The organism is Pseudomonas sp. YuFO8, from assembly GCF_035065025.1.
Classification (GTDB): domain Bacteria; phylum Pseudomonadota; class Gammaproteobacteria; order Pseudomonadales; family Pseudomonadaceae; genus Aquipseudomonas; species Aquipseudomonas putida_AE.
Genome location: NZ_JAXDEQ010000018.1, coordinates 101,967 through 127,504, shown reverse-complemented (window position 1 = coordinate 127,504; position 25,538 = coordinate 101,967). Strand labels below are relative to the sequence as shown.

Sequence of the window (25,538 nt, the reverse complement as noted above, 5' to 3'; positions counted from 1 at the left end):
GGGGGGGGGGGGGGGGGGCGAGGTTTAGCGTCTTACGACGTTTTGTTCCAGCGCCAGTTGCTGGTTACCCGCATCCAGTTTCACCAGCGCCCCCATCGGCAGCGTCAGGTTCGGATTGCAGTGCCCGCTGCGCCACCCGGACAGCACCGGGATGCACAACGGTTCCAGGGTCTGCTTCAGCAATCGATCCAGGGCCTGTGCCTCTACCCCCGCTATATCGCCCACCAGGACCCCACGCAGCTTGTGCAACACACCCGCCAGCCGCAGATGGGTCAGCAGTCGGTCGATGCGATACAGCGGCTCATTGATGTCTTCGATAAACAGGATCACACCGGCGGCATCGATCTCGAAAGGCGAGCCCATGGTCGCGGCAATCATCGACAGGTTACCGCCTAGAAGGCGCCCATAAGCGACGCCCGGCACGATTGTCGTCAAGGGGCGGCCAACCGGATGGGCAAGCACCATACCGGCCCTGCACTGCCCTCTGAGCATGTTGAAGAACGAGGATTCGGTCGGCGGCAGGCGCTCGCCCAGCAGATCGGCGTTGAGCAACGGGCCGTGGAAGGTCACGAAACCCGCGTAGCGGCTGATCGCCAGATGCAGCGCGGTGATGTCGCTATAGCCGATGAATGGCTTGGCGTTTTGGCGCAGCAGCTGGAAATCGATGCGATCGAGCAACCGCGGGGTACCGTATCCGCCGCGCAGGCAAATGATCGCATCGACCTCGGGATCCATGAACGCGGCATGCAGGTCATTGAGTCGCACCTCGTCGCTGCCGGCCAGGTAGCCGTCCTTCTCGAACACCCCGGGAAAAATCCGCAGCGCATAACCGCGAGCACGCATCCAGGCGATGGCCTTCTTGGTGTCCAGCGCCGCCGGACCTGCAGGCGCGATAACAGCGATCAGCCCTTGCATCGGCAAGGCCGGTACAGGCGTGTGAGGAATGAGCGTCGGGTCAGGTCTTGCGTTCATCCATGGATCTCCCTGCGTGAAAGCATCAAGCACACATTAGTCAGGAACGCAGACAAACAGAAGCGGATCAAGCGTCTCGCAGTCGCAGGAAAAGACTGATGTGCCTGTGAGAAAGGCAAAAAAAGCCCGCAAGGCCGATTGAACGTTGCGGGCTGTTTGTTCATGGCCGAATCAGGACGACATCAACTCGGCCTTGACCAGCTTCGCCTGCTCGTCGGCGTGGTACGAAGAGCGTACCAGCGGGCCGGAAGCAACGTTCTTGAAGCCCATTTTGTAACCTTCCTCTGCGAACCAGGCAAAGGTGTCCGGGTGCACGAAACGCTGCACCGGCAAGTGACTGCGCGACGGTTGCAAGTACTGGCCGAGGGTCAGCATGTCGATGTCGTGCTCGCGCATGCGCTTCATGACTTCGATGACTTCTTCGTCGGTTTCGCCCAGGCCCAGCATCAGGCCGGACTTGGTCGGAATGTGCGGCATCATCTGCTTGAAGCGTTGCAGCAGGGTCAGCGACCACTGGTAGTCCGAACCCGGACGCGCAGCCTTGTACAGGCGTGGCACGGTTTCCAGGTTGTGGTTGAACACATCCGGCGGCTCGGCGGCGGTGATTTGCAGGGCGATGTCCATGCGGCCACGGTAATCCGGAACCAGGGTTTCGAGCTGTACGTTCGGCGACAGCTTGCGGATTTCGCGGATGCAGTCGGCAAAGTGCTGGGCGCCGCCGTCACGCAGGTCGTCGCGGTCGACCGAGGTGATCACCACGTACTTGAGTTTCAGGTCGGCGATGGCGATGGCCAGGCTTTGCGGCTCGTTGACGTCCAGTGGCTTCGGACGGCCGTGGCCGACGTCGCAGAACGGGCAACGACGGGTGCAGATGTCACCCATGATCATGAAGGTCGCGGTGCCACCGGAGAAGCACTCGCCCAGGTTCGGGCAGGACGCTTCTTCGCACACGCTGTGCAGCTTGTGTTTGCGCAGCAAGGCCTTGATGCGGTCGACTTCCGGAGAGACCGGGATGCGTACGCGAATCCAGTCAGGCTTCTTCGGCAGTTCGGTGGTCGGAATGATCTTTACCGGGATGCGTGCAACCTTCTCGGCGCCGCGCAGCTTGACGCCGGCTTCAACCTTGGCACGCGGGGCCGGGCGCTCGGTGACATCGAGCGTCGGGATCATGGTTTGCACTGCATCAGTAGTCATATCAGTCGATTCCGCCCGTGAGGGTCGTCTGCTCAGCATAGTCGAGGTGTTTGACGAGCTGCGCGCGCAGCCGGGCACTTACCTCGGCAAATTCAATCGATCCTGCGTGATCGCTCAGCTGGGTCATCGCCAGCCCGGCGTAGCCGCAGGGATTAATCCGTCGAAACGGTTCCAGGTTCATGTCCACGTTCAGGGCCAGGCCATGAAAGGAACAACCGTGGCGGATCCGCAGACCCAGGGAAGCGATTTTCGCGCCATCGACGTACACGCCCGGCGCATCCGGCTTGGCCGCGGCGGTCACGCCGTAACTGGCGAGCAGTTCGATCAGGCATGCCTCCATGCGACTTACCAGGTCGCGTACGCCGAAACCCAGCTTGCGTACGTCCAGCAACAGGTAGGCCACCAGTTGCCCGGGCCCGTGATACGTCACCTGGCCACCGCGATCAACCTGCACCACCGGGATATCGCCCGGCAGCAGCAAGTGCTCGGCCTTGCCGGCCTGGCCCTGGGTGAAGACCGGCGGGTGTTCGACCAGCCAGATCTCGTCGGCGGCATCGCTGCCGCGTTCGTTGGTGAAGCGCTGCATGGCATGCCAGACCGGCTCGTAAGCCATCTGGCCAAGCTCGCGAAAACCCACCGCGGCGGACATCACAGCACCATGTGCACGAAACCGGTGGCTCGCAGTTCGCTGTTGATGTTGTACAGCTGGTCCTGGTCGGTCGCGACGATGTGCAACTGGATGGTGGTGTATTTGCCGTTGGTGCTCTGGCGCTCATCCACGCGGTCATGGTTGATCGTCGCGTGTTTCTTGACGATCTCGATGATCTTGTCCTTGTTGCCCACACCAGTATCGCTGATCACCTTAACCGGGTAATCAACGTTGGGGAATTCGATCTTGGGCGCCTTTACTTCGGTATCGGTCATGGCGTAACGGCCTCGTAAGCGTAAGCCGTGGCGACGGGCATAGCCCCACGCCGGATCAGCGCGGGGGCCATGCTGGTGCACACTATCAGTTGAACAAGCCGTAGAAGAATAGACGGATGCTATCCCACATGCGACGGAAGATACCACCCTCTTCGACGCCATCCAGAGCGATCAGGTCGGCGCTGTGCACCACCTTGTCTTCCAGTTTGACTTCGACTTTGCCGATCACGTCGCCCTTGGCGATTGGCGCAACCAGCTGCGGGTTCATGGTCATGCTGGCGGCGAGCTTTTTCAGCTGGCCTTTTGGCAGGGTCATGGTCAGGTCTTGTGCCAGGCCTGCCTTGATCTGGTTGGTGGCGCCTTTCCAGACCGGAGCCTGGGCCAGTTCGGTGCCCTTCTGATAGAAGGTCTGGGTTTCGAAGAAGCGGAAACCGTAGGTCAGCAGCTTCTGGGTTTCGGCGGCGCGGGCCACTTCGCTGTTGGTGCCGAACACCACGGCGATCAGGCGCATGCCATCACGTACGGCCGAAGACACCATGCAGTAGCCGGCTTCGTCGGTGTGACCGGTTTTCAGACCGTCAACGGTCTTGTCACGCCACAGCAGCAGGTTGCGGTTCGGTTGCTTGATGCCGTTCCAGAAGAACTCTTTCTGCGAGTAGATCGCATAGTGAGCCGGGTCTTCGTGGATGATCGCGCGAGCCAGCACGGCCATGTCGTGCGCCGACGAGTAGTGCTCGGGGTTCGGCAGGCCGGTCGGGTTCATGAAGTGGCTGTTGGTCATGCCCAGGTCAGCCACGGTCTTGTTCATCATGTCGGCGAACGCGTCTTCGCTGCCGGCGATGTGCTCGGACAGCGCAACGCTGGCGTCGTTACCCGACTGGATGATGATGCCGTGCAGCAGGTCGCTGACGGTCACCTGCGAGCCGACCTTGATGAACATCCGCGAGCCGCCGGTACGCCAGGCGTTTTCGCTGACGGTCACCGGATCGTTTTCACCGATCTGGCCGCGACGGATTTCGAGGGTCGCGATGTACGCGGTCATCAGCTTGGTCAGGCTGGCTGGCGGCAGACGCTGGTCACCATTGTTTTCGACCAGCACGTTGCCGCTGCTGGCGTCCATGAGCACGTAGGCCTTGGCGGCCAGTTGCGGTGGCGACGGCATCATCTCGACCGCGAATGCGGCAGGCGAGAGGAGCAGCGGGACTAGAAGGCACAGGCGTTTGGCAAAGGTGGTGATGTTCATCCGTCTCTCGAAATCGCTAATGGAAACTTGCCCGAGGGCAAAACTATTCAGACAGCCTTCTAACGGGCCGTCGCGTGTTCAGCTGCTCACTCAGTAACCCTTGCCGGGCTTTTGTTCTTCAACGAGCCAACAACCTGGTCCACCCCCCAAAACCGCAGATGAACCGTCAATCAAGTTCTACGTATTACTCAGTGGCTTACTCGGTCACTACGCTCGGCGAACCGAGATTAGCCAGGCGCACACTGTTCTGCACTTGCTGGATTTCACCCGGCGAACCGATCGGCCCCAGGCGCACCCGATGCAGTGTCTGTTGATTGCGCACGATCGAGCTGATGAACACCGGAGCGCTCACCATCCCGCTGAGCTTGGACCTCAGCAGTTCGGCAGCGTCCGGGTTGGCGAACGCGCCCACCTGCAGATACTGGCCAGACGCTGATGCAGAAGCGTTTTTTTTTGCATCCACTTGTACCGGGACAACGGCGGCGGCGTGTTGCTGCGGCGGTGGCGTCCATTGCTCGACGGTGCCGGCCGAGGCCGTGATCACCGGGGCGCTATTCTGCGCGACTTTCGGCTCATTGAGCATCAATGGCGCCGGACGGCCTTTGGCGGCCCACCATTGCTGCGGGTCGATGCCTTCGACCTTGACCCGCGCGGTGCCGGTTTCGGCGTAACCGAGCTTCTTCGCAGCCGCATAGGACAAGTCGATGATCCGGTCCGAATAGAACGGCCCGCGATCGTTGACACGCAGGATCACGCTCTTGTTGTTGTCCAGGTTGGTCACCCGGACGTAACTTGGCAGTGGCAATGTCTTGTGCGCGGCACTCATGCCGTACAGGTCATAGACTTCGCCGTTGGCGGTGTTCTGACCGTGGAATTTGGTGCCGTACCAGGACGCCGTACCCGACTGCACGTAGGTCTTGGACTCTTGCAACGGGAAGTAAGTCTTGCCCAGCACCGTGTACGGGTTGGCCTTGTATGGGCCGGTGTGCAGGGTTGGCGTGGCGTCCGGGATGCGGGAAACGTCGACGTCCCACCATGGCGCGCCATCCTTGTGGGCACGGTTGATGTCCAGCCCCGGCGTCGAGCGCACGGCGGTGGTAGTCTTCTGCGCCGGCGCGCGGCTGGTAGAACAACTGGCAACCAGCACTGCCAACGCGGCAAATGCCATCAGCTTCAGGGGTTTATTCATAGGCAATGCCCGCATTACTTGACGCCCCGTGCTTGGACCAGCTGTTCAGACAGTTGATGTACGGCCATGGCGTACATCACGCTGCGGTTATATCGCGTGATCGCGTAGAAATTCTTCAGGCCCATCCAGTATTCAGGGCCATTGTCGCCTTCCAGGCGGAATGCGGTAACCGGCATATCATCGCGCAGCGCATCATGACTTGACCAGCCCAGGGCCCGCAACTCTCCAACGGTTTTAGTCGGCTCGATACCGGCGGTCAAACCATCGTCCACCTGTTCGCCGCGCACGTCGGCGCGGCTGACCACCGGCTCGCCGGCAACCCAGCCGTGGCGCTTGAAATAGCTGGCGACGCTGCCAATGGCATCGTCCGGGTTGTTCCAGATATTGATGTGGCCGTCTCCGTCGAAGTCCACCGCATAGGCGCGAAAGCTGCTCGGCATGAACTGCGGCAAGCCCATGGCGCCGGCGTAGGAGCCCTTGAGGGTCAGTGGGTCGACCTGCTCTTCCCGGGCCAGCAGCAGGAACTCACGCAATTCCTTGCGGAAAAATTCGGCACGGGGAGGATAGTCGAAACCGAGGGTCGACAAGGCATCAATTACCCGGAAATTGCCGGTATTGCGGCCAAAAAAGGTCTCAACACCGATAATCGAGACGATCACCTGAGCCGGTACGCCGTATTCCTGCTCGGCACGGGCCAGCACGGCCTCATGCTGACGCCAGAAGTCGACGCCACGGGCAATCCGCGCATCGGTAATGAACATCGGCCGGTATTCGTTCCACTGCTTGACCCGTTCGGCCGGTTTCGAAATGGCATCCAGGATCGACTGCTTGCGCTGCGCCTCGCGGAACACGCCCATCAGTTGCTCACCGGCGAAACCATAGTCGCGGGTCATCTCACCGACGAACTCGGCCACTTGTGGCGAGCCGTCGTAATCGCCGGCCAACGCTTGTTGCGCAGTGCCAAGGATGCTTACCAGGCCGACCCATGGCGCGTACCGAGTCGCCCAGCCACGCATTGCTTGCATTGAACTCTTCACCTTATTCAAACCTGCGCGATCCACTTGCGATGGGTATGGATCGACATCAAAACCCCAAACGCTGACAGCAGCGTCACCAGCGAAGTTCCTCCGTAGCTAATGAACGGCAACGGCACCCCCACCACCGGCAACAGGCCGCTGACCATACCGATATTGACGAAAACATACACAAAAAATGTCATGGTCAAGGCACCCGCCAGCAATTTGCCGAACAAGGTCTGCGCCTGGGCGGTAATCACCAGCCCGCGACCGATCAACAGCAGGTAGATCAGCAGCAGCGCGCAAATGCCCACCAGGCCGAACTCCTCCCCCAGTACCGCGATGATGAAGTCGGTGTGGCTTTCCGGGAGGAAATCCAGATGTGACTGGGTGCCCAGCAACCAGCCCTTGCCGAACACGCCGCCGGAACCGATCGCGGCCTTGGACTGAATGATGTTCCAGCCGGTACCCAACGGATCGCTTTCAGGGTCGAGGAAGGTCAGGATCCGCTGTTTCTGGTAGTCGTGCATGATGAAGAACCACATGGCGATCGCCACGGGCACGGCGGCCGCCAGCACACTGACAATCCAGCGCCAGCGCAGCCCCCCCATGAACAGCACGAAGGCGCCGCCGGCCAGGATCAGCAGCGAGGTGCCGAGATCCGGTTGGCGCACGATGAGAATGAACGGGATGCCGATCAGCATCAGGCTGATGCCGACATGCTTGAGCTGCGGCGGCAAGGTGCGCTTGGACAGGTACCAGGCAATGGTCGCCGGCATCAGGATCTTCATGAATTCCGAAGGCTGGAAGCGTATGACGCCGGGAATATTGATCCAGCGCGTGGCGCCCATGGCGTTGTGGCCCATGACGTCAACCACGACCAGCAAAAGCACGCCGATCACATAACCGACCGGCACCCAGCGCGCCATGAAACGCGGTTCGAACTGAGCGATAACGATCATCGACACCAGGCCGATGCCGAACGACGTCGCCTGCTTGGCCAGCAAATCCCAGCTCTTGCCACTGGCCGAATACAGCACGAACAGGCTGCCGGCAGCCAGGGTCAGCAGCAGGATCAGTAGCGGGCCGTCGATGTGCAGGCGCTGCAGCAGCGTTGCACGACGACGCATCACATCCTCGCTGGAGAGCATGCGATCAAAATTATTCATCACGGGCGGTTGCCTCTGCACTGATTGGGGCGGCGTATTCGGGCTTCAGGCGACCGTCCTGGCCCAGCAGCCAGGCGTCCATGACTTGACGCACCACCGGCGCGGCCACGCCGGAGCCGGATTCACCGTTCTCGACCATCACCGAGACCACGATCTTCGGATCGTCGGCCGGGGCGAAGCCAACGAACAGGGCGTGGTCGCGATGACGCTCCTGGACCTTGGAACGGTCGTACTTCTCGCCTTGCTTGATCGCCACCACCTGGGCGGTACCACTCTTGCCGGCAATCCGGTACTGCGCACCGATCGAGGCCTTGCGCGCGGTGCCCCGGGCGCCGTGCATGACCTGCTGCATGCCATGGTTGACCCGCGTCCAGTCCGACGGATCGCGCAGGATGATGTCCGGCATCGGGTTCTCGTCCACCGGCTTCTCGCCTTCGATGGTCTTGGCCAGGTGTGGTCGGTTCCACACGCCTTTGTTGGCCACCAGTGCCGTGGCCTGGGCCAGCTGCAATGGCGTCGACTGCATGTAGCCCTGACCGATCCCCAGGATCAGCGTTTCACCCGGGAACCACGCCTGTCGGCGGGTCGCTCGCTTCCATTCGCGGGTCGGCATCAGCCCCGGCGATTCTTCGAACATGTCCAGGGAGACCTTCTGGCCGATGCCGAACTTGGTCATGTACGCCGACAACCGATCGATCCCCAGCTTGTGGGCCAGGTCATAGAAGTAGGTATCGTTGGACCGCATGATCGCCGTATCCAGGTCGACAAAGCCGTCGCCGGTACGGTTCCAGTTGCGGTATTTGTGATCGTAGTTGGGCAGCATGTAGTAACCCGGGTCGAACACCCGGGATGACGCGGTCACCACGCCCGCATCCAGCCCGGCGATCGCTACCGCCGGCTTGATGGTCGAACCCGGCGGATAAAGGCCACGCAGGACACGATTGAACAGCGGCCGGTCGATGGAGTCGCGCAGCTCGGAATAGGCCTTGAAACTGATGCCGGTGACGAACAGGTTCGGGTCGAAGCTCGGCTGGCTGACCATCGCCAGCACCTCGCCGGTTTTCGGGTCCAGCGCCACCACCGCGCCACGACGCCCGCCAAGCGCGGCTTCAGCGGCTTCCTGCAACTTGATATCCATGCTCAGGACGATGTCCTTGCCGGAAATCGGTTCGGTACGCTTGAGCACCCGCAATACGCGTCCGCGGGCGTTGGTCTCGACTTCCTCGTAACCCACCTGGCCGTGCAGTTCCGGCTCGTAGAAACGTTCGATGCCGGTTTTGCCGATGTGATGGGTGCCGCTGTAATTGACCGGATCGAGCGACTTCAACTCTTTCTCGTTGATCCGCCCCATGTAACCCACCGAGTGGGCAAAGTGCGCACCCTGCGGATAGTGACGGACCAGTTGCGCGACCACTTCCACCCCGGGCAGGCGGAATTGATTAACGGCAATGCGGGCGATCTGCTCTTCGGTCAGTTCAAACAGGATCGGCACCGGCTCGAACGGCCGTCGCCCCTGGCGCATGCGCTTCTCGAAAATCACCCGGTCCTCGGGCGTCAGCTCCAGCACTTCGACGATCACATCGAGCACTTGCTGCCAATCGCCAGAGCGCTCGCGGGTCATGCTCAGGCTGAAGCTGGGCCGGTTGTCGGCAATCACCACGCCGTTGCGGTCGAAAATCAAGCCGCGGGTCGGCGGAATCGGCTGCACATGGACGCGGTTGTTTTCCGACAGGGTCGAGTGGTATTCGTACTGGATGACCTGCAGGAAATACAGGCGCGCGATCAGCACCCCAATGAGCAGCACCACTGCAATGGCACCGAACACGACGCGGCCACGCACCAGACGGGCGTCTTTTTCGTGGTCCTTGATGCGGATCGGTTGGGACATGAGGGCGCAACTACTTGTGGTAAGGGTGACCGGACAGCACTGTCCAGGCACGATACAGCTGCTCGCCGATGAGGATGCGCACCAGCGGGTGCGGCAGCGTCAGCGGTGATAGCGACCAGCGCTGATCGGCACGGGCGCAGACTTCCGGTGCCAGCCCTTCGGGGCCGCCAACCATGAAGTTGACCGTGCGCGAGTCCAGCCGCCAGCGATCGAGCTCGACCGCCAGCTGCTCGGTGCTCCAGGGCTTGCCGTGGACTTCGAGGGTGACAACGCGCTCGTTTGGCCCGACCTTGGCCAGCATGGCTTCGCCTTCCTGACGGATGAAGCGCGCCACGTCGGCGTTCTTGCCACGGGTATTGAGCGGTATTTCCACCAGTTCCAGCGCCAATTCGGACGGAAGACGCTTGGCATATTCATGCCAGCCTTCTTCCACCCACTTGGGCATGCGGGAACCGACGGCGATCAGTCGCAGTCGCACAGCCGTTCCTTATTCCTGGTCTTTGTTGAGCTTGGTGAAATGCTCATGACCGACTTCAGGGCTGTGGTGTTTGCCATCAGCGGCACGGCTCTGCTCGGCGCCTTTCCACAGGCGCTCCAGGTCGTAGAACTGGCGGGCATTGGAGGTCATCATGTGAACGATCACGTCGTCCATGTCCAACAGCACCCAGTCGCTGTCGCCCTTGCCTTCTTCACCCAGCGGCTTGATGCCCAAGGCTTTGACGGCTTCGCGAACCTTGTCCAGCATCGCGCCGATCTGGCGGTTGGAGGTACCAGTGGCGATGATCATGTAGTCAGTGATGCTCTGCTTGTCGCGAACATCGATCACCAGCACGTCCTGGGCCTTGACGTCTTCCAGGGCGGCTACGGCGATCTTGACCAGCTCGTCGCCTTTTGGCGGTTCGGCAGCCAGTACCTTCTCAGGCAGCGGAGCGCTCTTGAACGTGCCTTTGCGTTTAACTTTGCTTTCGTTGTTGCTCGTCATATAAAACTCGTTTTGCTCGTATGTTCGGGCGCTTCGGTACACGTTGTTGCCACGTGCCTTGAAGCACTCCTATTCAGTTCGACGCACGGTAAAGCCCGTGCGCATCGATGTAGGCCAGGACCGCGTCGGGCACCAGGAAACGTACCGACTTACCGCTGGCCAGCAGTTGACGGATCTGGGTGGCGGAAACCGCGAGCGGTGTCTGCCAGACGAATGCAATCTGTCCGCTCGGCCCCTTGAGGGCCAGCGGGTCGCTCACCGAGCGCGCTGCCAGCAGGTTGCGCAAGGCATCCGGCGGTTCGCTGTCGGCATCCGGGCGTTGCAACACCAGGATATGGCAATGCTGGAGCAACTCTTCCCAGCGGTGCCAAGTGGGCAGGCCGCAAAATGCGTCCCAGCCCAAAAGCAGAAAAACCTGGGTCTCGGCGGGCATTTCGGCACGCATCAACTCCAGGGTATCAATGGTGTAGGACGGTTTGTCCCGCTGCAATTCGCGGTCGTCCACCACCAACGGTGCCACACCGGCCACCGCGCATTCGACCATCGCCAGACGGTCTTTCGCCGACACCTGCGGCGTACCCCGATGGGGCGGCCTGGCACTGGGTGTCAGGCGCAGTTCATCGAGCGCCAGCGATTCGGCGACTTCCAGCGCACCCCGCAAATGGCCGATGTGCACCGGATCGAAGGTCCCGCCCAGTACGCCGATGCGTCGAGGTGCAGGCGCGCTGGCGGTGACCGGGACTGACGGGTCGAGGTCGCCCAAGTCAGGCCGGCTCCTGTCCGCGCAACTGGCCATCACCGACCACGATGTACTTCTCGCAGGTCAGACCTTCGAGACCGACCGGGCCGCGGGCGTGCAGCTTATCAGTAGAAATGCCGATCTCGGCACCCAATCCGTATTCGAAGCCATCGGCGAAGCAGGTCGGGGTGTTGATCATCACCGACGAAGAATCGACTTCAGCCACGAAACGCCGGGTGTCGCCCTGGTGTTCGCTGACAATCGAATCGGTGTGATGGGAGCCAAAATGGTTGATGTGCTCGATCGCCTGGTCAAGCCCGTCGACCACGCGGATCGACAGGATGGGTGCCAGGTACTCGGTGCTCCAGTCCTCTTGCGTGGCCGGCACGGCATCGATGATTGCCCGGGTACGCTCGCAGCCGCGCAGTTCGACGCCTTTTTCGCGGAACTGGGCCGCCATCGCCGGCAGGAAATCTTTGGCAACGATTTGATCGACCAGCAGCGTCTCCATCGCCCCGCAGATGCCGTATCGGTAAGTCTTGGCGTTGAACGCGATGCGCTGGGCTTTCGCCAGGTCGGCATGCTCGCTCACGAAAACGTGGCAGATACCGTCCAGGTGCTTGATCACCGGCACCCGGGCATCCCGACTGACGCGCTTGATCAGGCCACGGCCACCACGGGGCACAATGACGTCGACGTATTCAGGCATGCTGATCAGCGCACCAACGGCAGCGCGATCAGTGGTTTCCACCACTTGCACCACGGCGGCCGGCAGATCGGCCTCGGCCAGGCCGCGCTGGATGCAGGCGGCGATGGCACGATTGGAATGAATGGCTTCGGAGCCGCCGCGCAGGATGGTCGCGTTGCCAGACTTCAGGCACAGGCTGGCCGCATCGATGGTCACATTCGGCCGTGACTCGTAGATGATCCCGATCACGCCAAGCGGGACGCGCATCTTGCCCACCTGGATACCTGACGGGCGATAGCTCATGTCGCGGATCGCACCGACCGGGTCGGGCAACGCCGCGACCTGGCGCAGGCCAACGATCATGCCGTCGATACGCGCCGGGGTCAGCGCCAGACGCTCGAGCAGGGCCGGCTCCAGACCATTGGCGCGACCAGCCGCCAGGTCCAGCTCATTGGCCGCGGTCAATTCGCCGCGGGCTGCATCCAGCGCATTGGCAGCCGCCTGCAGCGCGCGGTTTTTCTGCGCGGTGCTGGCACGGCCGATCACGCGGGAAGCCTCGCGGGCAGCGCGACCCAGGCGGGTCATGTAGTCAAGAACGGACTCAGTCATGGTCTGGAGTGGTCTTTGCTAAGGTCTTGGTAAAGAGTAAAGCGGCAGATTATAGCTGTCGCGTCCGCCGACTAACAGCGGTGACGGGCGGATGGTCGAAATCGAGGGCAATTTGCCGACGTTCAGCCGGGATTAAGCTGCAAATTGTTATCATCACGACTCACTCAGCCCTGATAAACGCCGTTCATCATGACTAACCTGACTGTTCGCGCCTCTGCCGAGGGCCTGCCCAAGGGCCTTCCGGACGCGTTTTTCGACCGCGACGCGCAAGTTCTCGCCCGCGATCTACTCGGAAAAGTCATCCGCCATCGGGTCGGCGATCAGTGGCTCAGCGCGCGGATCATCGAGACAGAAGCCTATTACTGCGCAGAAAAAGGCAGCCACGCCTCCCTCGGCTACACAGAAAAGCGTAAGGCTTTGTTTCTGGATGGCGGGCATATCTATATGTACTACGCTCGCGGCGGCGATTCACTCAACTTCAGCGCCCAAGGGCCGGGCAATGCCGTGCTGATCAAATCCGCCTACCCCTGGGTCGACGAGTTGAGCGGGTCGGCGAGCCTTGCGCAGATGTTGTTGAACAACCCCGACGCCCAAGGCCGCCCTCGCCCCTCGCAAAAGCTCTGCGCGGGGCAGACACTGCTCTGCAAGTCGCTGGGCTTGAAGGTGCCGGTATGGGACGCCAAGCGCTTCGATCATGAAATTTTACTGGTGGAGGATGTCGGACAGACCCCAGCCCACATCATCCAGGCCACCCGCCTGGGCATTCCCCATGGACGCGACGAGCACCTGATGTACCGCTTCGTCGACGCGGCCTATGCCGCCTATTGCACGCGGAACCCGCTGCGACGGGGCCAGGTCGAAGGTCGCGATTATCTAATACTGACCTGACACTGGAATGATTCATTGTAGGAGCGAGCTTGCTCGCGAATGCACCGGGTCAGTCGACATCAACGCTGGCTGATCCACCGCTTTCGCGAGCAAGCTCGCTCCTACAGGGGACCCGTAGCGTTTTAAGATGATATTCGCCCGCCAAGGGCCATTTGAATTCGATGGAGTTGTTTTTATGGGCCCATGGCTCGATAGCGTGACCGGCTGGTTGACGGTCAACCCGCAATGGCTGGCGGCAGCGGTATTCATCGTGGCCTTTGTGGAATGCCTGGCGATTGCCGGCCTGATCGTGCCTGGCACCGTATTGCTGTTCGCCGTTGCGGTACTGGCCGGCAGCGGCGCACTGTCATTGAGTGAGACCTTGCTCCTGGGTTTTCTCGCCGGCGTGCTCGGCGACGTGGTTTCGTATTTCCTCGGCCGACACTTCCATCAGAACATCCGGCGCCTGCCGGGCTTGCGTCATCACCCGGAATGGATCGCCGGGGCAGAAGCGTATTTCCAGCGCTACGGTATCGCCAGCCTGCTGGTCGGACGCTTCATCGGCCCCCTGCGCCCGATGCTGCCGATGGTCGCCGGGATGTTCGACATGCCCTTCCCGCGCTTCTTCGCGGTCAGCCTGCTGGCTGGCGCCGGCTGGTCGGTGGCATACCTGCTACCGGGCTGGGCCACAGGCGCGGCGATTCGATTGCCGCTGCCCGAAGGCTTCTGGCTTGAGGCCGGCATCGTGGCCGGCAGCATTGCAATCATGGTCGGGCTGAGCGCAACCAGCAGCCTGCGCCGCCATCGCAAGGCCACGGTGTTCATTGCCGGCATGAGCCTGCTGATTCTGGCGGGTCTGTTTATCGGTTATCCGCACCTGGACGCCCTCGATCAGGGGGTCATGACCCTGGTGCAGGAGCACCGCAGCCCGACGCTCGATGAAGTGGCCGTGGTCTTCACCCTGATTGGCGAATTTCGCAACATGCTGATTTTCAGCGCCTTGCTGGTGGTGCTGCTGCTGATTACCCGGCAATGGCGCCAGCTGATCTTCGCCACCACCACCCTGCTCTGCACCGCGCTGGGCAACACCCTGACCAAACACTTTTTCGGCCGCGTGCGCCCGGAGGTATTGAGCGACCCGCTGACCAGCTACAGCATGCCCAGCGGCCACGCATCCGGGGCGTTTGCACTGTTCCTGACCCTCGCCGTCCTGGCCGGCCGCGGGCAACCACCACGGATGCGCCTGACCTGGTTGCTGGTGGCGTGCTTGCCGGCGCTGGCGATCGCCCTCTCCCGCGTTTACCTCGGTGCACACTGGCCGACGGATGTGCTGGCGGGCGCGATGCTGGCGTCGTGTGTTTGTGCGGCGAGTTTGTGGCTGTGTCAGCGCCGGACTTCGCTCAACGCCATGCCGCCCAGAGTCTGGTGGCTGGTGCTGCCTGCGCTGGTGGCGTTGTTCGGATTTTTCGTATTGAGGCATTTGCCGCACACGATGTTGCGTTACGCGTATTAGCCAAAAGGGTCAGGCAAACAACTCCCCCTGCAACTCATCCAGCAACGCCTGAATCGCATCCAGCCGTTGCTGCGGATCATCAAGTTGCAGCAGGTCGATCTTGTCCACTTCGGCAAACGGCAACAGGTAAGCCAGCTGGTTGGCCAGCGACTGTTGTCCGGTGGCCTCGGTGCCCATGTTCAGCGCTTCGACCATCGGGTGTTCGGCCAGGGCCTTGAGCAAGGCCACCAGATCGGCGTCTTCGTCCTGCAGCGGCTGCTCAGGCTCGTCTTCCAGCCATTCGACCTCGGCGAGGATCAGCTGGTCGCGCTGGACTTCGGTGGTCAACACGTTGAACCGTCGCCCGCCCTCAACCCGTATCCCCAGCAGGCCGTTGTCCTGCTGCTGAAAATCGGTGATGCGCGCTTCACAACCGACCATGGCAAAGCCCTGCGGCGCGATACCGACTTCGCTCCCTTCAAGGATGCACACCACGCCGAAGCCGCCGCCCTGTTTCATGCAGCGACCGATCATGTCCAGGTAACGCGCCTCGAAAATCTGCAGGTCGAGGATGCAACCCGGAAACAGCACCGTGTTCAGCGGAAAAAGCGGCAGACTCATAGACATATTCCTTACACCACCATCGACACCGCCAACGGCAGGAATACCGCCGTGGCCACGCCCATCAAACTCATCGCCAGCGCCGCGAAGGCGCCACATTCGTCACTTTCCTGCATCGCCACCGCGGTGCCGACCGCATGGGCGGTCATGCCCAGGGCCATGCCGCGAGCCTCGGGACTGTGGACACCGAGCCGGGTCAACAGGCTCGGGCCGAAGATCGCCCCGATTACCCCGGTGATCAGCACGAACACCGCCGCCAGCGCGGCGACGCCACCAATCTGCTCGGCCACCAGCATGGCGATGGGCGACGTCACCGATTTCGGCGCCATGGTCATCAGGATCATGTGTTCGGCCCCAAACCACCAGCCCAACAGCACGCCCATGCACGTGGCGACCACACCGCCTATCACCAGCGTAGTAAATATCGGCCAGAACAACTGTCGGATCCGCCGCAGATTGAGGTAAAGCGGCACGGCCAGCGCGACCGTCGCGGGACCCAGCAGAATGCTCAGGATCTCGGTGCTCTTGCGGTACTCGGCGTAGGTCAGACCGCAGCCGACCAGCACACCGATCACCAGCAACATGGAGACCAGCACAGGCTGCAAAAAGATCCAGCGGGTTTTCTCGAACGCCGCCAGCACCAGTTGATAGGCGCCGAGCGTGATGCCGATGCCGAACAAGGGATGATGAATCACCGACGTCCAGGCGCCGTGCCAGTCAAGGATCATTGGCCGTCCTCAGGTTGAACATGGCGCTTGACCATGCGTTGCATGAGGACACCAGCGAACGCCATCGACAGCAACAATGACAACACCAGCGCGCCGACAATGGCCCAGAAATCGGCGGCGATGTCCGCGGCGTACACCATCACCCCTACGGCCGGCGGCACCAGCAGCAATGGCAGGTAGCGCAGCAGGCTGCTGGCTGCAAGGTTCAACGGCTCACCGACCTGGCCACGACCGATCAGAAATATCAGCAACAGCAGCAGGCCGATGATCGGCCCCGGCAGGAAGGGCAAGAACAAATGGTTGATCGCGGTGCCGAGCAATTGGAACAGCACCAGCCAGGTCAGGCCACGTAACAACATCAAAGATCTCCCGCAAAATCCGTCACCCGCATCGGCCCGCGCATTATAAGCACGCTTGCGCTATGGACCGGCATTCGCCATAAGCATGGTCTGTTGACCGCGGCCTTTTGCCATGGTGATCTAAAGTGGTAAATCCGGGAGGTCAAATCCCCCCACCTAAAAACTATAAAATCGATGAACCCAGGAGAGTCTCAATGCCCTATGTACCCGTTGCAGAGCTCAAAGATTATATCGGCAAGGAACTCGGACGTTCCGAATGGCTCACCATCGATCAGGAGCGCATCAACCTGTTCGCCGAAGCCACCGGGGACTATCAGTTCATCCACGTCGACCCGGTCAAGGCCGCGCAAACGCCCTTTGGCGGCACCATTGCCCACGGCTTTCTGTCGCTGTCGCTGATTCCGAAACTGATGGAAGACATCCTCGTCATGCCAGAAGGCTTGAAGATGGTGGTCAACTACGGTCTGGACAGCGTGCGTTTCATTCAGCCGGTCAAGGTCGATTCGAAGGTGCGCCTCAAGGTCGAACTGTCCGAGGTCACCGAGAAAAAACCCGGTCAATGGCTGCTCAAGGCCATCGCCACACTGGAAATCGACGGCATGGACAAACCGGCGTACGTCGCCGAATCCCTGTCGCTCTGCTTCGTGTAAGCCCTCCGGGATGCGAAGCAGCACAGGCTGTTTCGCACCGGCTGTTTTTCTACCGGCTGTATAAGGACACATAGCTGCGGCATACTCGGTCGCCTAATTGCCCGGAACCCGCTATGCGCCCACTTGCACTCCTCGCCTTGACCCTGATGCTCACCGCTTGCGGCGACGGCGAATCGCTATTGCCCGCGGACGCCCGCCTGCCGGACGGTGGACGCTATCGCGGGGAGCTGGTCAACGGGTTGCTGCAGGGCCAGGGCCGCATCGACTACCCGAACGGCAGCTGGTACGCCGGCGAGTTCGATCAGGGCCAGTGGCATGGCCAGGGTGAATGGCATGGCAGCAATGGCGAGGTCTATCGCGGGCAGTTCAAGCAAGGCCTGTTCGATGGCCAAGGGTCCCTGACCACCAACGGTGGCAGTTACGACGGTGGCTTCAAGCTGGGCCGACGCGACGGCGAAGGCACCCTCAAAGAACACGGCATGCTTTACCGGGGCGGGTTCAAGGCCGACCAATATTCGGGGCTCGGCCGCCTGGAGCTCGAAGATGGCAGCGCCTATCAGGGCCAGTTCGCCCACGGCAAGCCCAATGGCGATGGCCAACGCAGCGACGGCAGCGGCAATCAATTCACCGGGCACTTCGTCGATGGTCAGCTGGAAGGCAACGGAACCTTCAACAGTGCCGAAGGCGATATCTATGTCGGCGGGTTCAAGAACAACCAATTGCACGGCAAGGGTCGTTATGAAAACGCCGACGGCGACGTCTGGCTGGGTCAGTTCAAGGAAGGTTCGCTCAACGGCAAGGGCGAATTGATCGGTGCCGACGGCAGCCATTACATCGGCCACTTCAGCGACTGGCGCTTCACCGGCCAGGGCCGCTTGAACCTGGCCGACGGCAGCTTCTACACCGGCCAGTTCGACAACGACACTTACTCCGGGCGCGGCACCCTGGTCCTCACCGACGGTTCCGTGCTCAGTGGCACCTGGATCAACGGCCAGCGCGTGCGCGACGCCGAGGGCAAATTGCTGCCTGACACCCTCGAGCTTGGCTTGCTGGCCCAGGGGCGCTTGCTCGAAGAGGCGCTGAGCAACGTTCCAGCCTCGACCCCGGCCGTGGAGCTTTATACCCTGACCCTTGGCGGCGACGGCAAGCAGAGCGTGTTCCTGCGCGAATCCGACTACGTCGCGAACATGCTCACCAGCCGCTTCGGCGCCTATGGCCAGATCCGCCTGGTGAACCATCGCGACCACCTCGGCGACCGCCCGATGGCAACCCGGGAGAACCTGCGGCGCGCCGCCCAGACGCTGGCCGAACGCAGCGGCCCGGAAGACCTGGTGTTCATCTACCTGACCAGCCATGGCACCAGCGAGCACGAACTGGTGCTCGACCAGCCGCGCATGGAACTGGCGGACCTGCCCGCCGACGAGCTTGCCGCCGTCCTTGCCCCGCTGAAAAACCGCGACAAGATCATCGTGATTTCGTCCTGCTACTCCGGCGGTTTCATCCCCGCCCTGAAGGACGAACGCACCCTGATCATGACCGCCTCGCGAGCTGACCGCGTGTCCTTCGGCTGTTCCGAAGAAGCTAACTTCACCTACTTCGGCGACGCCCTGTTCGCCCAGGCGCTGAACCAGACCGATGACCTGGAGCAAGCCTTCAAACTGGCCAAGGCCACTGTCGCCGAGCGCGAGCTGGCGGACAATTTCGAAGCCTCCGAACCGCAGATCTGGGCACCGAAAACCGTGCTCTCGCATTGGCAACTGTTACGTAAGCAGCAGGCACGAAAAGCGCTGCAAAGTGTCTCCATTGACAGCAAGGATGCAAAGAACAACTAAGCTGAACTGTATCAAGGGAGAAACATTATGTACTTGACGCCTCAGCACGTGTTGCTTGCCGGAGCCACTGGTTTGACCGGTGAACACTTACTCGATCGCTTGCTCAACGAGCCAACGATATCGCGAGTATTGGCCCCCTCGCGCCGACCACTGGCCGAACATCCGCACCTGGAGAACCCGGTAGGCGACCCCACTGAGTTCCTGCCGCAATTGAACGGCCGCGTCGACATCGCCTACTGCTGCCTGGGCACCACCATCAAACAGGCCGGCTCGGAGCAGGCGTTTCGCGCGGTGGACCTGGACATGGTGGTGGCGTTCGCCAAGCGTGCCCGGGAGATGGGTGCACGGCACCTGATCGTGATCAGCGCCCTGGGCGCCGATCGCAGGTCCTCGATTTTCTACAACCGGGTCAAAGGCGAAATGGAGTATGCCTTGCGCGCGCAGGACTGGCCGCAGTTGACCATCTGCCGTCCTTCGTTGCTGTTGGGCGAACGCACCCAGCCACGCCTGGGCGAGCAGTTCGCCGGGCCCTTGTCGAAACTGATTCCCGGCAAGTACCGAGGCATAGAAGCCTGTCAGCTGGCCCGCGCGATGTGGCGCCTCGCCCTGGAGGAGCAGGATGGGGTGCGGATTGTCGAGTCGGATGAGTTGAGGAAGCTGGGCAAATAGATCAAAAGATCGCAGCCTTCGGCAGCTCCTACAGGGTGTACACCTTCCCGATGTAGGAGCTGCCGAAGGCTGCGATCTTTTGTTTTTACAATCCGCCGGTTGCCTGGAAACTCACGCCGATCACCGTCAGCAACGACAATGGCAACAACAGTGTGTCGAGCAACGCACTGGCCGGCAGATCAACACCCGGATAGCTCGGTGCCTCGGCGCCGAAGCGGTCCATCGCGCAACAACCGCCATTGAGCGCATACAAATCCAGCCGCGTCCCGGAGTACACCACTGGCGCGCCTGGCTTGGCCGCATCCAGCGTACGCGCCGTCGCACATCCCGCCAGCTGTAACGCCAGCACTATAACCAACCACTTACTCATCGCTGGTCAGATGGTATTCGCCCCAACGCGGCAGCATGTCCTGAGGAATGTTCAGCAGATTGAGGATCCGCGCCACGACGAAATCGATCAGGTCGTCGATGGTTTGTGGCTGATGATAGAAACCCGGCGAGGCCGGCAAAATCGTCACGCCCATGTTCGACAACTTGAGCATGTGTTCCAGGTGAATACTCGAATATGGCGCTTCACGGGGCACCAGGATCAGCTGCCGGCGCTCCTTGAGCGTGACATCGGCGGCGCGTTCGATCAGGTTGTTGCACGCTCCCGTCGCGATGGCCGACAGGGTCCCGGTGGAGCACGGCACCACCACCATCGCCGCCGGCGCACCGGAGCCCGAGGCCACCGGCGACATCCAGTCTTCCTTGCCGTAGACCCGAATCTGCCCAGCGGCAGCACCGGTGTATTCGGTGAGGAAGGCCTGCATCATCTGTGGCTTGGCCGGTAGCGTGACGTCTGTTTCGGTGGCCATCACCAGTTGCGCGGCCTTGGAAATCAGGAAGTGCACTTCGCGCTCTTCGCGCACCAGGCAATCGAGCAGGCGCAAGCCATACTGGGCGCCGGAAGCGCCCGTCATCGCCAGCGTGATGCGGTCCGGACCGTTACTCATTTGAGCGCCTCGGCCAGCTTGCCGTGCAGGCCGCCGAAGCCGCCGTTGCTCATGATCACCACGTGGGTGCCCGGCTGGGCCTGGCTCTTGACCCGCTCGATGATGCCTTCCAGCGAGTCGCTGACAATCGACGGTACCGTGCACAGCGCCGCGGTGCCGGCCAGATCCCAGCCGAGATTGGCCGGTGCATACCAGATCACCTGGTCGGCATCGACCACGCTCTCCGGCAAGCCGTCACGGTGCGCGCCCAGCTTCATGGAGTTGGAGCGCGGTTCGATGATCGCAATCAACGGCGCATCGCCAATGCGCTTGCGCAGGCCGTCGAGTGTGGTGGCGATGGCCGTCGGGTGGTGAGCGAAGTCATCGTAGATGGTGATGCCGCGCACCTCTGCGACTTTTTCCATGCGTCGCTTCACGCTTTTGAAGGCGCTCAAGGCGGCGATGCCCATGGCCGGAACCACGCCAACATGGCGCGCGGCAGCCAAGGTGGCCAATGCGTTGGCCACGTTATGCTGGCCGGTCATGTCCCAATCGACCACGCCTTGAGCGACACCTTCGAACATCACTTCGAACTTCGAGCCATCCTCACTGAGCAGCTTGACCTGCCACTGCCCGCCGGCACCGGTGGTTTGCACCGGGGTCCAGCAACCCATTTCGATCACGCGCAGCAAGGCCGGTTCGGTAGTCGGATGAATCACCAGGCCTTCGCTCGGGATGGTTCGCACCAGATGGTGGAACTGTCGCTCGATGGCCGGCAGATCCGGGAAGATATCGGCGTGGTCGAACTCCAGGTTGTTCAGGATCGCCGTGCGCGGACGGTAGTGAACAAACTTGGAGCGTTTGTCGAAGAACGCGCTGTCGTACTCGTCGGCTTCGATCACGAAAAACGGTGTGTCACCCAGGCGCGCCGATACCGAGAAGTTCTGCGGTACACCGCCGATCAGGAAGCCCGGGCTCATGCCCGCGTGCTCCAGCACCCAGGCGAGCATGCTGCTGGTGGTGGTCTTGCCGTGCGTACCGGCGACCGCCAGTACCCAGCGGCCCTGCAGCACGTGGTCGGCCAGCCATTGCGGGCCGGAAACGTAAGGCAGGCCTTTGTTCAGCACGTATTCGACCGCCGGGTTGCCGCGCGACATGGCGTTGCCGATGACCACCAGATCGGGGGCCGGGTCCAGTTGCGCCGGGTCGTAGCCCTGGGTCAACTCAATGCCCTGCGCCTCGAGCTGAGTGCTCATTGGCGGGTAGACGTTGGCATCGGAGCCGGTCACGTGATGGCCGAGCTCTTTGGCCAGGACCGCCATCGAACCCATGAAAGTGCCGCAGATACCCAGAATATGAATGTGCATAGTCGACCTCGTAAAACATGGCCGCAGGTTAGCTTAGGGAGGGGAAAATCGCACCTTGTGTTTGAGCTGACCCATGCTGCTTCCCTCTACACTATTGCATCATCCGAAAACACTTGGCATCAGAATGCGCTGTTCCAGGCTGGATTTACCTTGATAATGCCGCTCATCCCTTGAACGTTCACTTGGAGCAGTCCGTGAAGAACAACACTTCCCAGATCAACATCGCACCTGCCTCAGGCACGAAAAAACTTTCCGCTGGACAGCGGAAATTCAACGGGCTCATCAAGAAGATCGAAAAACAACGCCTGGTGCTTCAGGAATGGCAATCCGCTACTCCCCTGTATATCGAACGTTGGCATCTCGAGTTCGCCCCCCGGCTCGAGCAATTTCATCAATGCAATGTTGAGCTTGTGCATGCCTTGGATCATCTCAGCGAACGGATCAAGCTCTCGAAAGTCGATCGCCGGACCTTGGTTCAGGAAATACTTGACCAAGCTTACTCATTGATCGATCGCGGCTGTAATGAGGAGCAGGAAGCCGCTTTGAAAGCGCTGTACAACAAGCATAGCGGCGGTGACTTTGACGCAGATGAGCGTGAAGGAGACGAATTATTCAAACTCGGCCTGAAAGACATTTTCGGTGTTGAGTTGGACGATGATGTCGACATGCAGTCCCCTGAAGACATTGCGCAAAAAATTATTGAACAGCAGCAAGCTGAACACACCGCACAGCAGCAAAAACCGGGTAAAAAAAACGCACGCCAACAGCGCCTGAAAGAAGAGGCTGCCCAAGTCAGTCAATCTATTCGCGAGGTTTACCGCAAACTGGCCAGTGCCCTGCACCCCGACCGGGAAACCGATCCGGACGAGCGCAAACGAAAGACATCGCTGATGCAGCGCGTCAACCAGGCATATAGCGAACGGAACTTGCTCGAACTGCTGCAACTGCAGTTGGAAATGGAGCACATCAATGCGAGCACTCTTGAAACACTGTCTGCTGATCGACTCAAGCACTACAACCAGGTCCTGACCGAGCAACTGGATGAGTTGGAACTGGAAGTGCTCAACCTTGAACTGTCTTTCAGGCAACAATTCAATCTCGAGCCATTCGATGAGCTATCCGTTCAGAACCTGCCTGACATCTATCAACACCAACTCGACATGTTGAACACTGACATCGAAGAGCTAAGCGTTCTGCATGAACAGCTCAAGGATCCTAAAGTCCTGAAATCATGGCTAAAGCAACTACGGCAATATCAGAAGACCATGGAGTTTGATGAAACTCTATTCGATGACTTCCCGGATACATTTTTTCGTTGAGCCACAGTTGTTCAGGTTCACTCAAACACCCACTCCCTAACGGGAGATCCCGTGCTTGCGTAGCTTCCTGTAGAGGGTATTGCGGCTGAGCCCCAACAGCTCAGCCGTATTCGTCATATGCCAGCGCGTATGCTCCAGCGCATTCAACAGCGCCAGCCGCTCGGCATCTTCCAGCGGATGTTCGCAAGGCTCTTCAATTTTTGGCACGACCACCGGCTGCGCCTGACGAATCATCGCCGGCAGATCCTCCAGCCCGATCCGTCCGCCGTCACACAACGCCGCCAACGTACGCAACACATTGCGCATCTGCCGCACGTTGCCCGGCCAGGCGAATCCCAACAACGCCTCGCGCGCCGGCCCGTCGATCAGCACGGTTTCCCCGCGCGCCTCCTCGGCCAGCAGGAAGTCGAGCAACTGCGATTTGTCACTGCGCTCGCGCAACGCCGGCAACGCGACTTCGAGCCCATTGAGCCGATAATAAAGATCCTCGCGAAAACCGCCGTCCTGCACCCGCTCCAGCAGATTGCGGTGCGTGGCACTGATGATCCGCACGTTGACTGATTCCGGCTCGCCACCGATTGGCACCACTTGCCGATCTTCCAGCACGCGCAACAAACGGGTCTGCATGGCCAGGGGCATGTCGCCGATTTCGTCGAGGAACAAGGTCCCGCCATCGGCCTGCTGCAACTTGCCGCGCATGCCCTCCTTGCGCGCACCGGTGAAACTGCCGCCGCGATAGCCGAACAGCTCACTCTCGATCAGGCTTTCGGGGATGGCCGCACAGTTGAGGGCGACGAAGGCTTTTTCCGCTCGCTGGCTGGCCTGGTGCACGGCCTTGGCGAAGGCTTCTTTGCCCGAACCGGTTTCGCCGTTGATCAGCAAAGGGACGTCCCGCTCGTATACGCGCAGGGCCTTGCGGAAATCCGCCTGCAACGTTGGATCGCCGAGGCAAATGCCCGACAAGCGCGAGCGCTCTTCCACCACCGGGCCTGGCACCAGCGGCACCGGCGTTACCGGCGCTTTACGCGACTGCCCGCGCAACACGGCGAACAGGTTGCGTCCGTCACGGGTGCGCAGTGGCCAGCTGGCGCTGGCGTTGACGCTCGCGCGGCCGAGCAGTTCGTCCAGCGAGCAGTCGAAAAACGCCTCCACCGGCTTGCCCAGCAAGCCGCCACGGATATGCCCCAGCAGGTTCAGTGCGCTCTGATTGACCGCGCAGATCCGCCCTTCACCGTCGAACGCCAGCAGCCCTTCGCTGAACAAACCGACGGACTCGGCCTGCAGATGAAAACGCAGCAGCCATTGATTGTCGAAACAACGCAGGAAATAGCAGCTCTCGATCATCTTCGCCGAAAGATTGACCAGGGCCATGGTGTGAAACTGACTTTGCCGCGAGACCTCGTGCCGGGCAGAGGACACGTCGAGAACCGCCAACAGCTCGCCGTGCGGATCGAATACCGGGCTTGCCGAACAGGTCAGGCCGGTGTGTCGCCCGCGGAAATGCTCATCTTGGTGAATGGTCAGCGACTGGCGCTCCACCAGGCAGGTGCCGATGCCGTTGGTGCCTTCACAGGCCTCGCTCCAGTCGGCGCCCAGCCAGAGGCCGGCACGCTCGAAAATCTTGCGTTCGGCCGGTGCCGTCACGCAATTGAGGATCACCCCGCGAGCATCGGTCAACAGCACAGCGTGGCCGGCACCGGAGAGTTGCTGATGAAGGCTGGTCATTTCATTGCCGGCGATGTGCAGCACCTGCTGCAAGCGCTCGCGGCTTTCCAGGACGCGGCCATGTTCCAGCACCGTCGGCGCCATGGTCAGGGCGGGGTCGAGATGATAGTCCTCCAGGCACCGAAGCCAGGAACGGGCGATGGACGGATCGCTGCCCGGCCCCTGCAGGTGGGCCTTGCCCTGGGCGACGGTCAACACCTGCTGGGCATGGCGACTCAAATGGTTGTCGTGCATTTCTTATTATGCTCCCCGGGGCTCGGCGACCCGTGCATGCGGTGATGCCGAGCATCCTCCAGCCGGGCCAGCATTGCAATGCTGGCGA

26 protein-coding genes are annotated in these 25,538 nt (G+C 61.2%); 6 read left to right on the top strand and 20 right to left on the bottom strand.

The annotated features are described in order from the left end of the window. Window positions 1-24: 24 nt before the first annotated feature. The 13 genes from SOP95_RS17840 to SOP95_RS17780 all read right to left on the bottom strand — a co-directional run bounded on the left by SOP95_RS17840 (window position 25) and on the right by SOP95_RS17780 (window position 12,613). Window positions 25-972, bottom strand: a complete 948-nt coding sequence (locus SOP95_RS17840) for a S66 peptidase family protein (RefSeq protein ID WP_323607795.1) — start codon at window positions 970-972, stop codon at window positions 25-27. Between the two features lie 171 nt (window positions 973-1,143). Next, window positions 1,144-2,166 carry a lipoyl synthase gene (gene lipA / locus SOP95_RS17835; protein WP_406591207.1) on the bottom strand — a complete coding sequence of 341 codons (1,023 nt, stop codon included), beginning with the start codon at window positions 2,164-2,166 and terminating at the stop codon, window positions 1,144-1,146. 1 nt (window position 2,167) lies between these two features. Beyond that, window positions 2,168-2,815: a lipoyl(octanoyl) transferase LipB gene (lipB, locus tag SOP95_RS17830; protein ID WP_274074459.1), complete on the bottom strand. Its 648-nt coding sequence runs from the start codon at window positions 2,813-2,815 to the stop codon at window positions 2,168-2,170. Then, a complete protein-coding gene (locus SOP95_RS17825; RefSeq protein ID WP_003215438.1) occupies window positions 2,815-3,090 on the bottom strand; it encodes a DUF493 domain-containing protein in 276 nt (91 codons plus the stop codon). Before SOP95_RS17825 ends, lipB begins: the two co-directional genes overlap by 1 nt. Before the next feature lie 85 nt (window positions 3,091-3,175). After that, on the bottom strand, window positions 3,176-4,333 hold the full coding sequence (locus SOP95_RS17820; RefSeq protein WP_274074458.1) for a D-alanyl-D-alanine carboxypeptidase family protein: 1,158 nt from the start codon (window positions 4,331-4,333) through the stop codon (window positions 3,176-3,178). A 196-nt stretch (window positions 4,334-4,529) separates the two neighbouring features. Continuing rightward, a complete protein-coding gene (locus tag SOP95_RS17815; protein ID WP_274074457.1) occupies window positions 4,530-5,537 on the bottom strand; it encodes a septal ring lytic transglycosylase RlpA family protein in 1,008 nt (335 codons plus the stop codon). Further along, window positions 5,537-6,547, bottom strand: a complete 1,011-nt coding sequence (gene mltB / locus SOP95_RS17810; RefSeq protein ID WP_274074456.1) for a lytic murein transglycosylase B — start codon at window positions 6,545-6,547, stop codon at window positions 5,537-5,539. The genes SOP95_RS17815 and mltB overlap by 1 nt, the downstream gene beginning before the upstream one ends. A 17-nt stretch (window positions 6,548-6,564) precedes the next feature. Further along, window positions 6,565-7,668, bottom strand: a complete 1,104-nt coding sequence (rodA, locus tag SOP95_RS17805; RefSeq protein ID WP_274074601.1) for a rod shape-determining protein RodA — start codon at window positions 7,666-7,668, stop codon at window positions 6,565-6,567. A gap of 31 nt (window positions 7,669-7,699) precedes the next feature. Continuing rightward, a complete protein-coding gene (gene mrdA / locus SOP95_RS17800) occupies window positions 7,700-9,595 on the bottom strand; it encodes a penicillin-binding protein 2 (protein WP_274074455.1) in 1,896 nt (631 codons plus the stop codon). A 10-nt stretch (window positions 9,596-9,605) separates the two neighbouring features. Further along, window positions 9,606-10,073: a 23S rRNA (pseudouridine(1915)-N(3))-methyltransferase RlmH gene (gene rlmH / locus SOP95_RS17795; protein WP_007937439.1), complete on the bottom strand. Its 468-nt coding sequence runs from the start codon at window positions 10,071-10,073 to the stop codon at window positions 9,606-9,608. Window positions 10,074-10,082: 9 nt separating this feature from the next. Further along, entirely contained in the window at window positions 10,083-10,577 is a 495-nt protein-coding gene (gene rsfS, locus SOP95_RS17790; protein ID WP_008065972.1) for a ribosome silencing factor, read from the bottom strand. A gap of 73 nt (window positions 10,578-10,650) precedes the next feature. Beyond that, entirely contained in the window at window positions 10,651-11,340 is a 690-nt protein-coding gene (gene nadD / locus SOP95_RS17785) for a nicotinate-nucleotide adenylyltransferase (RefSeq protein WP_274074454.1), read from the bottom strand. A gap of 1 nt (window position 11,341) precedes the next feature. Then, complete coding sequence (locus tag SOP95_RS17780) at window positions 11,342-12,613, bottom strand: glutamate-5-semialdehyde dehydrogenase (RefSeq protein ID WP_323607794.1); 1,272 nt, start codon at window positions 12,611-12,613, stop codon at window positions 11,342-11,344. A 189-nt stretch (window positions 12,614-12,802) separates the two neighbouring features. Here SOP95_RS17780 and SOP95_RS17775 point away from each other — a divergent pair, with 189 nt between their 5' ends. Continuing rightward, window positions 12,803-13,501: a DNA-3-methyladenine glycosylase gene (locus SOP95_RS17775; RefSeq protein WP_323607793.1), complete on the top strand. Its 699-nt coding sequence runs from the start codon at window positions 12,803-12,805 to the stop codon at window positions 13,499-13,501. Between the two features lie 175 nt (window positions 13,502-13,676). Beyond that, entirely contained in the window at window positions 13,677-14,993 is a 1,317-nt protein-coding gene (locus SOP95_RS17770) for a bifunctional DedA family/phosphatase PAP2 family protein (protein WP_274074451.1), read from the top strand. A gap of 9 nt (window positions 14,994-15,002) precedes the next feature. Here the strand turns inward: SOP95_RS17770 and SOP95_RS17765 are convergent, their stop codons facing one another. The 3 genes from SOP95_RS17765 to SOP95_RS17755 are packed head-to-tail and all read right to left on the bottom strand — an operon-like array spanning window position 15,003 to window position 16,680. Further along, complete coding sequence (locus SOP95_RS17765; protein WP_274074450.1) at window positions 15,003-15,593, bottom strand: LON peptidase substrate-binding domain-containing protein; 591 nt, start codon at window positions 15,591-15,593, stop codon at window positions 15,003-15,005. Between the two features lie 11 nt (window positions 15,594-15,604). Beyond that, the gene (locus SOP95_RS17760; protein WP_008065952.1) at window positions 15,605-16,321 is read right to left on the bottom strand and encodes an LrgB family protein; all 717 of its coding nucleotides are present in this window, start codon (window positions 16,319-16,321) and stop codon (window positions 15,605-15,607) included. Next, on the bottom strand, window positions 16,318-16,680 hold the full coding sequence (locus SOP95_RS17755) for a CidA/LrgA family protein (protein WP_274074449.1): 363 nt from the start codon (window positions 16,678-16,680) through the stop codon (window positions 16,318-16,320). Before SOP95_RS17755 ends, SOP95_RS17760 begins: the two co-directional genes overlap by 4 nt. Before the next feature lie 194 nt (window positions 16,681-16,874). On the opposite strand from SOP95_RS17755, the gene SOP95_RS17750 reads away from it, so the two are divergent. The 3 genes from SOP95_RS17750 to SOP95_RS17740 all read left to right on the top strand — a co-directional run bounded on the left by SOP95_RS17750 (window position 16,875) and on the right by SOP95_RS17740 (window position 19,831). Then, the gene (locus tag SOP95_RS17750) at window positions 16,875-17,330 is read left to right on the top strand and encodes a MaoC family dehydratase (RefSeq protein ID WP_274074448.1); all 456 of its coding nucleotides are present in this window, start codon (window positions 16,875-16,877) and stop codon (window positions 17,328-17,330) included. A gap of 113 nt (window positions 17,331-17,443) precedes the next feature. Continuing rightward, window positions 17,444-19,162: a C13 family peptidase gene (locus tag SOP95_RS17745; protein ID WP_274074447.1), complete on the top strand. Its 1,719-nt coding sequence runs from the start codon at window positions 17,444-17,446 to the stop codon at window positions 19,160-19,162. Window positions 19,163-19,189: 27 nt separating this feature from the next. After that, window positions 19,190-19,831: an oxidoreductase gene (locus SOP95_RS17740; RefSeq protein ID WP_274074446.1), complete on the top strand. Its 642-nt coding sequence runs from the start codon at window positions 19,190-19,192 to the stop codon at window positions 19,829-19,831. An 85-nt stretch (window positions 19,832-19,916) separates the two neighbouring features. Here the strand turns inward: SOP95_RS17740 and SOP95_RS17735 are convergent, their stop codons facing one another. Genes SOP95_RS17735 through mpl form a run of 3 tightly spaced genes read right to left on the bottom strand, consistent with a single transcriptional unit; the run spans window position 19,917 to window position 22,172 of the window. Then, window positions 19,917-20,201: a YceK/YidQ family lipoprotein gene (locus tag SOP95_RS17735; RefSeq protein WP_323607792.1), complete on the bottom strand. Its 285-nt coding sequence runs from the start codon at window positions 20,199-20,201 to the stop codon at window positions 19,917-19,919. Then, window positions 20,194-20,826, bottom strand: coding sequence for a flavin prenyltransferase UbiX (gene ubiX / locus SOP95_RS17730; RefSeq protein WP_274074444.1), 633 nt, complete (start codon window positions 20,824-20,826; stop codon window positions 20,194-20,196). Before ubiX ends, SOP95_RS17735 begins: the two co-directional genes overlap by 8 nt. After that, window positions 20,823-22,172, bottom strand: coding sequence for a UDP-N-acetylmuramate:L-alanyl-gamma-D-glutamyl-meso-diaminopimelate ligase (mpl, locus tag SOP95_RS17725; protein WP_274074443.1), 1,350 nt, complete (start codon window positions 22,170-22,172; stop codon window positions 20,823-20,825). The genes ubiX and mpl overlap by 4 nt, the downstream gene beginning before the upstream one ends. A 194-nt stretch (window positions 22,173-22,366) precedes the next feature. Between mpl and SOP95_RS17720 the strand changes: the two genes are divergently transcribed. Then, entirely contained in the window at window positions 22,367-23,491 is a 1,125-nt protein-coding gene (locus SOP95_RS17720) for a J domain-containing protein (protein WP_323607789.1), read from the top strand. A 36-nt stretch (window positions 23,492-23,527) separates the two neighbouring features. On the opposite strand, the gene SOP95_RS17715 is transcribed toward SOP95_RS17720, so the two are convergent. Then, window positions 23,528-25,450 (bottom strand): sigma-54-dependent Fis family transcriptional regulator, encoded by a 1,923-nt coding sequence (locus tag SOP95_RS17715; RefSeq protein WP_323607788.1) that lies wholly within the window; start codon window positions 25,448-25,450, stop codon window positions 23,528-23,530. Window positions 25,451-25,538 lie beyond the last annotated feature (88 nt).